General features: G+C 65.7%; 15 protein-coding genes and 1 tRNA gene. 10 read left to right on the forward strand and 6 right to left on the reverse strand.

Annotation, left to right across the window (positions count from 1 at the left end; all coding sequences use genetic code 11):
* Position 1: 1 nt before the first annotated feature.
* The 9 genes from ureC (at position 2) to EEB15_RS13780 (ending at position 5,750) form a co-directional block, all read left to right on the forward strand.
* Positions 2 to 1,720, forward strand: a complete 1,719-nt coding sequence (ureC, locus tag EEB15_RS13740; RefSeq protein WP_141510424.1) for an urease subunit alpha — start codon at positions 2 to 4, stop codon at positions 1,718 to 1,720.
* 38 nt (positions 1,721 to 1,758) lie between these two features.
* Complete coding sequence (locus EEB15_RS13745) at positions 1,759 to 2,043, forward strand: ribbon-helix-helix domain-containing protein (RefSeq protein WP_141510425.1); 285 nt, start codon at positions 1,759 to 1,761, stop codon at positions 2,041 to 2,043.
* Entirely contained in the window at positions 2,043 to 2,462 is a 420-nt protein-coding gene (locus EEB15_RS13750; RefSeq protein ID WP_141510426.1) for a type II toxin-antitoxin system VapC family toxin, read from the forward strand. Before EEB15_RS13745 ends, EEB15_RS13750 begins: the two co-directional genes overlap by 1 nt.
* Positions 2,459 to 2,998: an urease accessory protein UreE gene (gene ureE / locus EEB15_RS13755; RefSeq protein ID WP_141510427.1), complete on the forward strand. Its 540-nt coding sequence runs from the start codon at positions 2,459 to 2,461 to the stop codon at positions 2,996 to 2,998. Before EEB15_RS13750 ends, ureE begins: the two co-directional genes overlap by 4 nt.
* Positions 2,979 to 3,656: an urease accessory protein UreF gene (locus EEB15_RS13760; RefSeq protein WP_141510428.1), complete on the forward strand. Its 678-nt coding sequence runs from the start codon at positions 2,979 to 2,981 to the stop codon at positions 3,654 to 3,656. The genes ureE and EEB15_RS13760 overlap by 20 nt, the downstream gene beginning before the upstream one ends.
* A complete protein-coding gene (gene ureG / locus EEB15_RS13765; RefSeq protein ID WP_141510429.1) occupies positions 3,653 to 4,300 on the forward strand; it encodes an urease accessory protein UreG in 648 nt (215 codons plus the stop codon). The genes EEB15_RS13760 and ureG overlap by 4 nt, the downstream gene beginning before the upstream one ends.
* A 12-nt stretch (positions 4,301 to 4,312) precedes the next feature.
* Positions 4,313 to 4,402: transfer RNA gene (locus EEB15_RS13770), tRNA-Ser, on the forward strand.
* 50 nt (positions 4,403 to 4,452) lie between these two features.
* Positions 4,453 to 4,725: a VF530 family DNA-binding protein gene (locus EEB15_RS13775; protein ID WP_141510430.1), complete on the forward strand. Its 273-nt coding sequence runs from the start codon at positions 4,453 to 4,455 to the stop codon at positions 4,723 to 4,725.
* 68 nt (positions 4,726 to 4,793) lie between these two features.
* A complete protein-coding gene (locus EEB15_RS13780; RefSeq protein ID WP_141510431.1) occupies positions 4,794 to 5,750 on the forward strand; it encodes a GSU2403 family nucleotidyltransferase fold protein in 957 nt (318 codons plus the stop codon).
* Between the two features lie 21 nt (positions 5,751 to 5,771).
* Here EEB15_RS13780 and EEB15_RS13785 read toward each other — a convergent pair whose 3' ends face one another.
* From EEB15_RS13785 to EEB15_RS13810, 6 genes are read right to left on the reverse strand one after another with little or no spacing between them, the layout of a single operon-like run.
* The gene (locus EEB15_RS13785) at positions 5,772 to 9,023 is read right to left on the reverse strand and encodes a pilus assembly protein (RefSeq protein ID WP_141510432.1); all 3,252 of its coding nucleotides are present in this window, start codon (positions 9,021 to 9,023) and stop codon (positions 5,772 to 5,774) included.
* Between the two features lie 22 nt (positions 9,024 to 9,045).
* Positions 9,046 to 9,660: a hypothetical protein gene (locus EEB15_RS13790; RefSeq protein ID WP_141510433.1), complete on the reverse strand. Its 615-nt coding sequence runs from the start codon at positions 9,658 to 9,660 to the stop codon at positions 9,046 to 9,048.
* Complete coding sequence (locus EEB15_RS13795) at positions 9,657 to 10,883, reverse strand: PilW family protein (RefSeq protein WP_141510434.1); 1,227 nt, start codon at positions 10,881 to 10,883, stop codon at positions 9,657 to 9,659. Before EEB15_RS13795 ends, EEB15_RS13790 begins: the two co-directional genes overlap by 4 nt.
* On the reverse strand, positions 10,880 to 11,350 hold the full coding sequence (gene pilV / locus EEB15_RS13800; protein WP_141510435.1) for a type IV pilus modification protein PilV: 471 nt from the start codon (positions 11,348 to 11,350) through the stop codon (positions 10,880 to 10,882). Before pilV ends, EEB15_RS13795 begins: the two co-directional genes overlap by 4 nt.
* The gene (locus EEB15_RS13805) at positions 11,350 to 11,862 is read right to left on the reverse strand and encodes a Tfp pilus assembly protein FimT/FimU (protein ID WP_141510436.1); all 513 of its coding nucleotides are present in this window, start codon (positions 11,860 to 11,862) and stop codon (positions 11,350 to 11,352) included. Before EEB15_RS13805 ends, pilV begins: the two co-directional genes overlap by 1 nt.
* Entirely contained in the window at positions 11,856 to 12,308 is a 453-nt protein-coding gene (locus EEB15_RS13810; protein WP_141510437.1) for a type IV pilin protein, read from the reverse strand. Before EEB15_RS13810 ends, EEB15_RS13805 begins: the two co-directional genes overlap by 7 nt.
* Before the next feature lie 258 nt (positions 12,309 to 12,566).
* Between EEB15_RS13810 and EEB15_RS13815 the strand changes: the two genes are divergently transcribed.
* The gene (locus EEB15_RS13815; RefSeq protein WP_158290103.1) at positions 12,567 to 13,667 is read left to right on the forward strand and encodes an ATP-binding protein; all 1,101 of its coding nucleotides are present in this window, start codon (positions 12,567 to 12,569) and stop codon (positions 13,665 to 13,667) included.
* The last annotated feature ends 390 nt before the right edge of the window (positions 13,668 to 14,057 follow it).

A 14,057-nucleotide genomic window follows, 5' to 3' on the forward strand; every position in this document is an offset into this window, starting at 1 on the left:
CATGGCAACGATTGGACGGCGCGCGTACGCCGAGATGTTCGGGCCCACCACCGGCGACCGCGTGCGACTGGCCGACACCGAACTGTTGATCGAGGTCGAGGACGACTACACGCTGCGTGCCGGCGGCTACGGCGAGGAAGTGAAGTTCGGCGGCGGCAAGACCATCCGCGACGGCATGGCGCAATCGCAGCGCACACGGCACGAAGGCGCCGTCGACCTGGTGATGACCAACGCCCTCATCGTCGACCACTGGGGCATCGTCAAGGCCGACATCGGCGTCAAAGGCGGGCGCATCGTCGCGATCGGCAAGGCCGGCAACCCCGACACACAACCAGGCATCGACATCGTCATCGGCCCAGGCACTGAGGTTATCTCGTGCGAGGGCAACATCGTCACCGCGGGCGGCATCGACAGTCACATCCACTTCATCTGCCCGCAGCAGATCGAAGAGGCGCTGGCCGCAGGCGTCACCACCATGCTGGGCGGCGGCACCGGCCCCGCCACCGGCACCTTCGCCACCACCTGCACCCCGGGGCCGTGGAACATCGAGCGCATGCTGCAGGCGGCAGATGCCTTCCCGATGAATTTGGGCTTCCTCGGCAAGGGCAACGCCAGCTTGCCCGCCGCGCTGCACGAGCAGATCAACGCCGGCGTGATGGGGCTGAAACTGCACGAGGACTGGGGCACGACCCCGGCCGCGATCAGCAACTGCCTGGACGTGGCGGAAGAAACCGACACCCAGGTCGCGATCCACAGCGACACGCTCAACGAATCGGGCTTCGTCGAGAACACCATCGCCGCGACCAAGGGCCGGTCGCTGTGTGCCTTTCACACCGAAGGCGCGGGCGGCGGCCACGCGCCCGACATTCTGCGCGTGGTCGGCGAGGCAAACTTCCTGCCCTCGTCCACCAACCCGACGATGCCCTACACCGTCAACACGCTCGACGAGCACGTGGACATGCTGATGGTGTGCCATCACCTCGACCCGGCCATCGCCGAGGACCTGGCGTTTGCCGAGAGCCGCATCCGCAAGGAAACCATCGCGGCCGAGGACGTGCTGCACGACCTGGGCGCGATCAGCATGATGAGCTCCGACAGCCAGGCGATGGGCCGCGTGGGAGAAGTGATCTTGCGCACGTGGCAGACGGCGCACAAGATGAAGGTGCAGCGCGGCACGTTGCAGGGTGACAGCGAACGCAACGACAACTTCCGCGCCAAGCGCTACATCGCCAAATACACGATCAACCCCGCCATCTCGCACGGCATCAGCCATGAAGTCGGCAGCGTCGAGCCCGGCAAGTGGGCCGACCTGGTGGTGTGGAAGCCCGCTTTCTTCGGCGTCAAGCCGGCGCTGATCCTGAAAGGTGGCTTCATCGCCATGGCCGCGATGGGCGACCCGAACGCTTCGATTCCCACGCCGCAGCCGGTCCACTACCGGCCGATGTTCGGCAGCTTCGGCGGCGCCATCGCCAAGGGCTCGCTCACGTTCGTATCGCAAGCTGGCCTGGCGGCGGGCATCAAGGACAAGTTCGGCCTGGCGAAGAACCTGAGCGCGGTGAAGAACATCCGCGGTGTGCGCAAGGAACATCTCATCCACAACAGCTATCTGCCGAAGATGGAGATCGACCCGCAGACCTACGCCGTGCGCGCCGACGGCCAGCTGCTGACCTGCGAGGCCGCGACGGTGCTGCCGATGGCGCAACGGTACTTCCTGTTCTGAAGAAGAATACAGGACAAGCTCCTGTATTACAATGAGGCATGACCCTCACCGTCCGACTCCCCCAAACGCTGGAACAGGCGCTCGACGAATACAGCGCGTCCAACGGCCTGACCAAAAGTCACGTTGTTCAGGAAGCGCTGGCCGACTACTTCGCGCGCACCGGGAAGCAGAAGAAGCTCGCACCTGAAGGCGGTGTCAGCGCGAACTACGCAGCGTTCAAGCGGCTCGGCTTGATCGGCTGCGTGAGCGGCATGGCGGGCGAAAGCGCGACGAAGGAAGTGGTGCGAAAGCGCGCACTCGAACGTCTCACGAGGCCGCGTTGATGCATGGGCAGAGCGGCATCTTGCTGGATACCGGCGTGCTCGTCGCGTTGCTTCACTCGGACGATGGCCGGCACGAGGCCGCGACCCGATGGCTCGCCGGCTGCAGTGCGAAGTTGCATACCGTCGAAGCCGTGCTGACCGAAACGGCGTTCTTCCTGCCTGCACGTCGGCGCGCGACCGTCGCTGATCTGGCAGCCAAGGGGACGATCGACATCCACCGGCCTGACGCCACGGCGTACAAGCGTGTCGGGGCCATCCTGGGCAAATACGCGGATCTCGATCCCGATTGGGCGGACGCGATGCTGGTCTGGCTTGCGGAGGAAACCGGCATTCACTCCATCGCCACTTTCGACGTGCGAGACTTTTCGGCCTACCGGATCCACGGCCGCAGCAAGTTCGTCCTGGAACCGATCACATGATCAACGCCACGAAACTGATAGCGCAGGGCAAGGGCCTCGCCCCCGTCCTGCTCAAACGCGCCGCCACAGTGGAGCTGGATTGGGACGTCCGGCAGAAGAGCCGCTTCGACTGCACCGATTCGCAGGGCCGACACCTGGGCGTGTTCCTGCCGCGCGGCACGGTCGTGCGCGGCAGCGACGTTCTGGTGGCCGAAGATGGCTCGCTGGTGAAGGTGATCGCCCCGCCACAGCCGGTGTTGGTCGTCACGCATTGCAAGGAACATGGCACACCGTTCGACCTGACACGCGCGGCCTATCACCTGGGCAACCGCCACGTGCCGATCGAACTCAAGCCTGATCACCTGAAGATCGAGCCCGATCACGTGCTGGCGGACATGCTGCGCGCAATGCACCTGATCGTCCATGCGCGAGACGACGCGTTCGAGCCGGAAGGCGGCGCGTACACGTCGCACGCCGCCCATTCGCACGGCCACGAACATCACGATCACGCGGACCACGACGGCCACGATCACGACCATGGCCACCACGGCCACTGATGCGTCGCTGCTGCAGCTGATCTGGCTGGCTTCACCCGCCTTGCCGGTCGGCGGCTTTTCGTACTCCGAGGGCCTTGAGGCGGCGGTGGATCGCGGCCTGGTGCACGACGAGGCCAGCGGCGCATCGTGGCTTGCCGATCAACTGCACCTCACGCTGGCCCGTTCGGATCTCGCGATCATCGGCCGCGCGATCACCGCGTGGCGGGACGATGACATGAAGGAAGTCACCCGCCTGAACGCCTGGGTCCTGCAGACACGTGAGACTGCAGAATTCCGCCAACAGACCGAGCAAATGGGCCGCTCGCTGGTGGAGTGGCTCAAGTCCATCCAGCCTTCACTGGCTGCGCGCGTCACCGAATCCGTCACCTACCCCATCGCCTTCGCCCTCGCAGCCTCGGCCACCACCGCAACCCCACGCGACTGCCTGCTGGCATTCGCTTTCGGCTGGGCCGAGAACATGATGCAGGCCGCCATCAAGTCCGTGCCCCTGGGCCAGAGCGCCGGCCAGCGCATCCTGCTTCGGCTGGCCGGGGAGATTCCCGCGGCGGTGGACAAGGCGCTGGCGTTGCGCGACGATGAGCGCCAGGCTTTCTCGCCGATGCTGGCCATCCTGTCGGCGCAGCACGAAACGCAGTACTCGAGGCTCTTCAGATCATGACAATGCATCACATCGCCAACCGCACCAAGAAGCTTCCGCCCTTGCGCGTCGGCATCGGCGGGCCTGTCGGCTCCGGCAAGACCACCTTGCTCGAGATGCTGTGCAAGTCGATGCGCGACAAGTGGGACCTGGTCGCCATCACCAACGACATCTACACCAAGGAAGACCAGCGCCTGCTCACCGTCAGCGGCGCACTGCCGGCCGAGCGCATCATGGGCGTGGAGACCGGCGGCTGCCCGCACACGGCCATCCGCGAAGACGCGTCGATCAATCTCGAAGCCATCGACCGCATGCTGGTGGACTTTCCGGAAGCCGACATCGTGTTCGTCGAAAGCGGCGGCGACAACCTGGCCGCCACCTTCAGCCCCGAGCTGTCGGACCTGACGATCTACGTGATCGACGTCGCCGCCGGGGAGAAGATTCCGCGCAAAGGCGGCCCCGGCATCACCAAGAGCGACCTGTTCGTCATCAACAAGACCGATCTTGCGCCCTACGTCGGCGCCGACCTCGGCGTGATGGAAGCCGACACGAAGCGCATGCGCAAGGACAAGCCCTTCGTCATGACCAACCTCAAGACCCGGACGGGACTGGCCGAGGTGGTGGCTTTCATCGAGCGCAAGGGCATGCTCGTCGCGCCAGCGTAAAATCGCCGCTCCGGAGAGTTGGCAGAGCGGTTGAATGCACCGGTCTTGAAAACCGGCGACGTCGCAAGACGTCCGTGAGTTCGAATCTCACACTCTCCGCCAAATCTTGTTCCCTCTATAGACGCTAGTCTCAAAGACATTGAGGAAAAGCTTTGGATCAACACCAACAGCCTCCGCCTCCGGCGTCTCCACCAGCCCAACCCCGCAACCCTCTGCATGGTCTGACGCTGGAGGCCATCGTCACCGCATTGGTGGCGCATTACGGATGGGAGGGACTGGGCGAGCGGATACCCGTGCGCTGCTTCACGAGCGACCCCAGCGTGGCGTCCAGCCTGAAGTTCTTGCGCAAGACACCTTGGGCGCGAGAGAAGGTGGAGAGCCTGTACCTGTTCATGCTGCGCGATGTCCGCCGAGCACGCCAGTAAGCGTCTCCTGACCTGTTGCCACTCAGCCATTGGCCGCATAAAATTCAAAATTGCAAAACACGCGGCCAATGGAGTACCTGCCCCTTCCCGACAATGCCGCGCGTCAACTCATCGATTCGGCGACGATCTTTGGCGAGTTCCGGCGCGTGCTGGCACAGGCTCGCCAGTACGCGGGAGGGATGTACTGGAAACGGCAGGGCGACTACGAGTATTTGGTGAAGACGCGGCCGGACGGCCGCCAACAACGTGTCGGCGCTCGTGCTGCCGAAACCGAAAAGACCTACGAGGAATTCACCGCACGCAAACGTGAGGTGGAAGAGCGATTGCGCTCGCTGCGAGGCGCCTTGAAAGACGCCGAACGGCTCAACAAGGCGTTGAAGGTGGGTCGTGTGCCAACCCCTGTGTTGGCGGTGCTGCAAGCCATCGAAGACGCAGGACTGGGGCCACATTTCACGGTCGTCGGGACGCACGCTCTCTACGCTTATGAAACCGCCGCAGGCGTGCGCATCGTTCAAGGAGCGCTTGCAACTCAGGACGTCGACTTGCTGTGGGACGCGCGAAAGCGCGTGCGCTTCCTGACGGACCTGCGAAGGCTGGAAACATCCATGCTGAGCGTGCTGCGGCGTGCCGATCCGACGTTCCAGCGCAAAGAAGGCCAGAACGAAACAGCCATCAATGCCAAAGGCTTCGAGGTGGACTTTCTCCGGCGCCAACCCGAAGGCGATGATCCCCACCCCTTCCGCTTTTCCGACGACGAGGGTGATCTTTGGCCGGTGCAAGCCGTTCGTGCATCGGTGCTGACCACGGCGCCAAGATTCGACCATGTGGTCGTTTCAGCCACCGGGCGCATGGGCCTGATGCGCACGATCGCACCGGCGACGTTCGTGGAATTCAAGCGATGGATGGCAAAGAAGGCGCCGCATCGGGCCGAGGCCAAACGCCGGCGTGACTTGCGGCAAGCCGACATCGTGCAGAAGCTGATGGACGAGGGCCTTCTATTGACGCAGCAGGGGGAAGCCGCATGACAGCGGACCCCGTAGCCTTCGCTAGTTCAACGCCCGCTTGTAAATCCGGCGGAACAACGCGGCAGTGGTGGCCGTTTCGTAGATCTCGCGGCTTTGCGTGGTCTTGTCCGAGAAGCGCAGCACGCCGCGCGTGCCGGCACCGGTGGTGATCAGGATCGGACGGCTCGACAGTGCGTCGGCCAGCACGGTGCCGGCGTCGTAGTAGAGGCCTCCGCCCAAGGTCTTCTCCACGGCTCCACCGGTCGAGGCATTCAGCTGGAACAGGTAGCTCGAGCCGCCCGGGTTGCACACCAGGTTGGACGGCTTGTTGACCACGAAGACGAGCGTGCCTTTGGTGGTGAGCGCGGCCTGGTTGTTCACGCGGCCATTGGCGACGGGCACGTCCATGTAGAACCCGCGCTTCGTAGCCAGGTCGACCGAATGGTGAGTGGCGGTGTAGGGTGCATTGGCGCTGGCCTGCGTGGCGGATTGGCACACCAGGTCACCGGTGCCACCGCCGGTGGGGCATGTCGCGCCGTTGGTGCCGCGGATGTTGGGCATGGACGGCGACGCCACGGAGGTGTCGTCCACGATGCCGTAGAAAGTCTGCGTCTGCGTCGCGAAAGAATTCGGCGAAGCGGTGCCCGGCACGTCCTCGGTGGAGAAGTACTGGCCGGTGCCGAAGTACACGTACGCCTTGGTCGTACTGCCCGACACCGGGCCAACGACCGGCGGCACGGTGATGGGCTGGTAGCTGCCGTCGGGCGCGCTCACCGCGGCGATGCGCACCGGGGCGCTGAGCGTCGCGGCGTCGAGGTCGATGCGCCAGAGGTTGCCCAAGAGGTCGCCGCCGTAGACATAGCGCACCACCGAATTCGCCGCAACGTTGGCGAGCTTGCCCAGGTGCGCGAGACCCAGCGCGGCGGACGTGCTGCCGTAGCCGGCCGGTGTGATGAATTCTTTTTCGATGGCGCCGGTGGACGGGTTGAGCACCCAGATGTGGCCGCGGCCGTCGCCGCCCAGGCCGCCCGCGGCTGTGTCGTTGCGCAAGCCCGACGTCACCACCACCCTCCACCCCGCCGCCGTGTTGACCACCAGCGGGATGCCGAACGAATAGCCCATGTTGGTGGGCTTGAATTCCCACTTCACCTTGCTCACCGCCGCCGCTTCGTTGGCGGCCGTACCGGACGTGATGTCGAGCGCGTAGTAGCCGGCGCCGCCCTTGCCCAGCCCGCCGACCAGGATGTGCGTCATGGCGCCTGCGCCGGTGATCTCCGCAGTGGCCGGCGTGCTGTCGACCAGGTATTCATGGTCGAAGCTGGTGCTGGCGCGCCCCGGCAGCTTGGCGTGGACCAGCTGCGGCACATAGGCCCACAGTTCCTGCCCGCGCGTGGTGGCGGCAGCCTCGACCCGGCCATCGATCGCATGCAGCATGCCGTCGTTGGCGGCCTGGTACACCACGGCGCCGCTCGCGTAGTTCACGACCACCGGCTCGGCGTTGATGATGTCCCCCAGCAGGTAGGTGCGCAACCGGTAGGTGGTGCCCTCGCCCGTGCGGTCACCGCGGGTGTAGTTGATGATGCCGTCGCTCAGCGCCGCGGTCGCGGCGCGGAATGCCGTGCCGTTGGCCGTGCTGAAGGCAGCGCCCGCCGTGCCGTTCCACGACGCGATCTTGCGGCTCGCCGCGGTCTGTGTGTTCAGCTTGTCGCGGGCGGACCATTGCGTGGCCCCGGTTTGCAAGCCCGTGGACAGGTCGAGCGAATACGCTTCGAGATCGCCGTACCAGGTGCCGGAGTTGTAGCTGGACGCATAGCCGACGCTCCCGGCCGTGATCTGCGCGTTGGTCACCGCCACCGCTGCGGCGGCGGCGTCTTTCGCGAGGGCGTCCGAGATGATGTTCTGGAATGCGTCCACGAGCGTCGGCCCGTCGGTGGCGGCGATGAACTTGCCGCCGCCTTGAGTTGCCGTGTTGATCAGCAACGCGTCGTTCTGCACCGTCGGGTCGGCGAAGCCGATCATGTAGGTGGTGATGTTGTTCTTGGCGGCCACCGCCGGCGCGATGGGCGCCGGCTTGGTCAGGTCCGGGCGCAAGTCGGTGTCGAACAGCGCCTTCGCCACGTCGTCCATGTAGTCCGAGCCCTGGCTCTCGTAGGTGCGCGCGGTCTTGCGGTCCCACGAACCCGTCGCCCCGCTCGATACGCAGGTAGACGCATTCGCACCGGAGCAATCCTTGTCGTAGTCCCGGATGTGGGTGTTGTTGTTGAAGACGCGATCGTGCTGCGGGCGGCCGTCCGTCAGGGCGAAGAGCGAGGAGCGCTGGCACCAGTACTGGATCGGCTTGGCCGAGGCGGCACTGGTGCAGGACGGTGCACCCGAGAGACAGGCATTGCGCGCGGGGCTGGCGTCGGTTCCGTCGAGCTTGAGCAGCGCGTCCAGGTCCACGCTGCCATTGGCGGTGGTCACCGTGCCGGTATAGCCGGTGGACAGGTATCGGCCGATGTCGGCGAAGGTGGAAGCCAGCGGCGTGTTGCCCGACGGCACCAAAGTGTCGATGCTGGTCTTCACCGTGGTGCGCGACGCGGTCGTCAAATCCCCCATGGCGATCTTCAGCAGGCCGCCCGTGCCCGAGACGTAGGTGGCCAGCCCCACGCGCACCGCGGCGCTGGCACCGGCGGACGGGGGCAGTGGCAGGCTGTCGACGACGCTCTTGGCCGAAGTCCTCGCGATCTCGATGCGGTTCTGAACCGCGCCGGAGCCCACCAGCTTGCGGTCGCTCCAGCCGGTGAGTGCGCCGCCGCCGTAGTCGCCGAAATACCAGTTCAGGAAGTGGCCGGTGTATTGCGAATCGAGGTAAGTGCCCGGCACCCGGTTGCTGCCCGAAACCGTATCGGCGAGCAGGCGCGCATCATAGCTTGAGTTGTTGTCGAAGCAGCGGCCGGGCTCCGTGCCCGTGACTGTCGTGTGGCGGTAGGTGCTGCCGCTCACGACGAAGCGCGGCGTGCCGCCCACCACCTTGATGTCCACCGACGAGCCTGCGGCGATGCGCGTGCCGCCGGGGCAATTGTTCAGGTACGTGGCAGACGACACATACGGGCTGGCCGGCACGATGTTGCTCATCGACCCCGAGTTGTCGATCATGAACATGAAGTTCGGCGGCACGTTGTTCTTCACCGCCGGCGGGATGTCGTCAATCTTCTGGGCCAGCGCCCAGCAGGAGGCCAGGGCCAAACACAGGAAGAAGGCCGACCGCAGCCAGGCCAGGGGCGGCGTAAGGCGCATGCGGGTTGCGGTCATTTGGTCAATCCTCAATGGTCGCTCAGGTGGTGGCCGGGCCGGCGACCATCGCTTCGAACCAGCGTTCGGTGCCGCGGGGGCCGCGCACACGGATCACCACGCGGTAGCGCAGCCCGATGCTGGCCGCGCTGAGCGCCGAGTCGCTGGCTTCGTACTCGCACTTGGCGCGAATGTCCGTGATGTCGGTGAACGTCGGCGCGGTGTTGCACATGCGCTCCACCACATACTGCACCCGGTAGTTGCCGGCTTCGGCCGCGCAGTCGGTGACCATCACGCCTTTTTCGTCGACGCAGGGCACGCTCGTCCATGTCACCGATGCGGGCAGTCCCAGCGAGTCGACAGTGGTGTCGCGCAGAGGCAGGTACTGGTTGGCGACAGCCGTGTTGCCCGCGCCGCCGGCCACGCGGTTGGCGATCACCGTCAACGCGTCCGTCATCGCCCGGTCCGAGGCCTGGGCTGCCGCCTGCTGGAACGACAGGTTGCCGGCGATCACGTTGCCGGTGTCGGCCGCGCGGATCGCGCTCATGCCGCCGAGGAACACCATCACCAGAACCACCAGCACCACGATCAGCACCATGCCGCCCTGGCTGCGGCGTGAACCGGTTCGCCGCGTGCGGCGCAGGTTGGTGGGACTCATGAGTCACTCCAGATGACGTTGCGCAGGGGTACCACGGCCTTGTGCACGCGATAGCGGTAGTTTCGCCATGTCTTGCCGGCCGCTACCGTCGTGGCGCTCAGGTCGATCACGGGCGCCGCGGCGTCCTGGAACGAGCAGGGCCCGGTGTTGGCGACGCTCGCCGCGTTGGTGCAGGCCGAGCTTACGGACGACCCTTCCGCCTCGCGCGAGCGGGTGACGATGACGACGCGCACGGCCTTGATGCGGGCGACGTTGGCCACCGAAGGCGTGCCGCCCCAGGTGGCGCCCGACGCGTCGACCCATTGGGTAACGACGTCGCTGCTGCCCGCGGTGCTGATGCCGTATTGCGCATGCATCTGCACCACGTCCATGGCGATGGCGTCCACGCCCGCGCCGAACGACAGTGGGTTGCTGGTACACGCCGGCACCGTGCTGTTGGTAAATGCGTTGTAGCGAACGAGCGAATTGCATTGCACGGTGAACGCGTCCTGGCGCAGGCCGGCGCTGGCGGACCCGATGCGGCTCACGACTGCGGGCCCAATGACCGAACCGGAGGTGGCGAAACCATAGTTCGGCTCGTTGGTGAAGTCCGACGGATTGGGGTTCAGGCCCTGGTTGGGGTTGCGCACGATGATGTCGCAAGACGTCGCGTTGCCACCGCAGCCGCTGGGCGATGCCGCCGGGGCCGTGGTCACTTCGAACAGGGTGCACGGCTCCCCCGAACCGGGCACGCCGATCAGCGCCAGGTCGCCAAGCGCGAACTTCCCGCCCTGGCCGACCTTGATGTTGGCCCCCATCGCGGGCGCCATGACGGGCACGCCGGAAAGCACGCCGGCGCCGGTGCCGCCGCTGAACACCAGCGTGTCGGATGCCGAAGCGCTGGCGCCGGAGACGATGCGCGCCGGCATCATCGCGGCGCCGTTCGACACCACCGTGGTTCCGTTGTATGCGTTCCAGGTCGGGCAGATCAACTGGCCATTGCTGTACAGCCCCGCGCCCGCCGAACCGGCCGCCGCGTCGATGGCCAGCATCGCAATCTGCGCATTGCCCTGGACGGCGACGTTGGCGCCGATGACCGAGAACTGGCGCCCGAGCGTCAGCACCGACGTCAGCACCGCCAGTGTCACCAGCAGCGCGATGGTGTTCGCCACCATCAGTTCGACCATCGACACGCCCCTGGCGTAACGGCGCACCGGTTGGCGAATGGCGGAAATGCGCTTCATGGCCACTGCACCCGGTTGCTCACTTCCAGCGTGTGGGGTGTGTCGCTCTCGCCGTTCTTCCAGCACAACCGGACGGTCACCTCATTGGCAGGGGTTCCCGAAACGACGATCTGCTGCTCGGTCGTCGCAGCGCGCGGGAAAGTCGAGGTCACCTCGGTGAGCCACTCGGTGACGATCGCGTTGGTCGACGCCGCGCCGGTCGGCGCGCAGGTGGTGGTTCCGGCCGGGTGGTGGGCGAAGGTGGCGGCGGTCGCCGGGTCAGCAATCAGCATGCGCGCGAGCAACTGGTCGGCCAGGAAGGTGGCTTCGGCCCGCTGTTGGGCATCGGTCGACATCTTGATGGCCGATGCCTGCAGGGCCACCGCGCCGAGGATGCCGAAAGAAAACACCAGGATCGAGATCAACACCTCGATCAGGGTGAAGCCCGATTGAGGAACGCGCGGCGGGGGGTGTTTTCGGGACGCCATCAGCACCTCCGCGGATCGGAAGCCGCGGTGACGGCGGGGTCGCACATGCGGATCAGCCCACCCCCGAACACATGGATGCGCCGGGTGTTGGCGTTGTTGACGGCGCTCGCGACAGTCAGCTCGCTCAGTTGCGTCCCGGACTGGATCAAGCCGTTGGCCAGGAAGGTGACGGACGTCGCCGCGCTGCTGGACGTCACGGACAAGCCCGGCACGTCGCCGGCAGACCGCGACTGCAGTGTGGTGCTGGTCGCAACCTGGCTCACGGACCAGCCGGACCCGCCGGAAGAAAGGGCGAAGGCCACGGGCGTGTTGCGCCGCAGCGCTTCCGTGCGCGCGAAGTTCAGTGCACCCAGGATACCGTCGGCGGCGCCACGCACCCGGTAATTGGCGATCATCTGGGCGAAGCTGGGTGCCGCCAGCGTCGCCGAGACCGCGACGATCGCCACCACGACCATCAATTCCACCAAGGTGAAGCCGCGGTGCGCTCGCACCGCGCGGCGTGCCGTCAACATGATTCGCCCTGCTTCTTGAGCCAGCAGGTGGCGGTGACCGCGGTGCCGTCAAACTGGGTGGTGCGCTGCGCGTTCGAATCGTCGACCGTGTAGACGAAGCCATTCATGCTGGCGCCGGCCTGGCCCGTCGCCGTGACCACGAACGACTGCGAAGTGGCGCCCGCGCCCCAGCTGCAGGCGAACGAGAATGAGGGTTGGGTCGGCATCGCGACCCCGCAGGCCGATGCCGTGGAGCCGTAGTTGCGGTTGTCCTGGTAGTACTGCTCGAGGCGAACGCGCACCGTTGCGAGCTCGGCCAGGGCTTCGACGATCTTGCCCCGGCGTACGTAGGCAGCGTAAGACGGATAGGCGACGGCCGCGAGGATGCCGACAACGGCAACCGCGACAAGCAGCTCTATCAGTGTGAACCCTCTCGCACGCGGGCCAGACAACGCCGCAGGGGACATTCGCCAACTCCCTTTTTATTGCTTTGCCCTGTGACCGTCCGGGCAAATGCCTCAGCAATGAGCGCCGAGTGCTCGAATTGTTGACATGGGGGTTTGTTAACCAGCTAGGGAAATCCCTGTGTTTGGGCGCAACGCATGTAACTTAGTGCTTCGCTTGGCGGGGTCGAAGTAATGCAATGCGAATAAAGTTCGCATGACAAACCCCCTGCTCTTCGGCGCGGCATGGGCATACAAGTGACGTGTGCCAGGGACAACCGCATGCCCAATACCATCGAGACCGCCACTCGCGTTCATCGCGTGACCCAACCGGACGCACTCTTCCGGGCCGTGGCGGACCAGGCCCCGCAAGTGATGTGGATCGTCAACCCCAAAGGCGCCGTCACTTACCTCAACCAGTCCTGGTACGACCTGGTCGGCGGCGAGCCCCCGCGCTGGTACGGGCACGAATGGGGCGAGGTGGTGGAAGCGCAAGACCTGATCCAGATGCGGGAGCGCTGGGTGATTGCCACCACGTCGGGCTCCATCTTTGAGGGCACCCGGCGGGTCAAGGCGCAGGACGGCAAATGGCACACGCTCTCCTATAAGGCCACGCCCGTGTTCGAGAACGGCAAGCTGCTGTGCTGGGTTGGCATGGACGCCGACATCACCGAGATGATGACGACCGCGGCCGCGCTGCGGTTCGCCAACCAGGAGCTCGAAGCCTTCTCGTACACCGTGTCGCATGACCTGCGCACGCCGCTGGTGACGGTACAGGGATTTGCCCGGCTGCTCGGGCAGGCAGTCCAGGGCAACCCCAACCCCAAGGTCGGGCACTACGTCGAGCGCATCACCACCGCGGTGGAACACATGGGCCGCCTCGTGGATGGCCTGCTGGCGTTGTCGCATGTGACGCGCCGCAAGCTGCACCACGAGGACGTGGACTTGAGCAAGATGGCGCTGGACATCTTCGACATGTTCCACAAGCACGAGCCCGCGCGCGAGGCGACGCTGCGCGTAGAGCCGGGCATGCGGGTGCAGGCCGACGGGCGGCTGATGGCGTCGTTGCTGGAAAACCTGATCGGCAATGCATGGAAGTTCACCTCCGCGACGCAGCACACTGAAATCGACGTCGGCCTTTCCGAAGGCACGGGCAAGGAATGGGTCTTCTTCGTCAAGGACAACGGCCCGGGCTTCGAGATGGCACACGCGACCCAGTTGTTCAGCGCCTTCCAGCGCCTGCACACTGCGAGCGAATTCCCCGGCATGGGAATCGGCTTGGCCACGGTAAGCCGCATTGCGGCGCGGCACGGAGGGCGCGTCTGGGCCGAGTCGGAGCCTGGCAATGGGGCGTGCTTTTTCTTTGCGTTGCCGGTCGTTTAGATTTTCGGCGAGTGCTGACACACGCGATTGGCGTCTCGCAGACCTCGCGGCAAAGCTGTGCGTGGGCGGGCTGCGGCGCGATGGCTACGGCGTTCGGCTTCGGTGCTTCGCACCTCCAGCCGAATTCCTTGCGCCGGGGCTTTATTCGCGCCGCAGCCCGCCCACGCACAGCTTCGCAGAGACACTGTTGGCGTGCAACCGGTTGCTTGCCACCGCTTCACCTTTTCTGCCCCCACATCGGCGCACCACCGCCGGCACGCCACCATCTCACTGCAACGCCGTGCATGGCCGGGCCGCGGCGCGAATAAAGCCCAGGCGCCCGCGGTGGACGGTCTTGCGGCCCAGCGTCGCTTGCGACGCGACCGTCTCATGCTCGCGGCACTTGTTTGA

The organism is Ramlibacter sp. WS9 (assembly GCF_003797765.1).
Lineage (GTDB): Bacteria > Pseudomonadota > Gammaproteobacteria > Burkholderiales > Burkholderiaceae_C > Ramlibacter.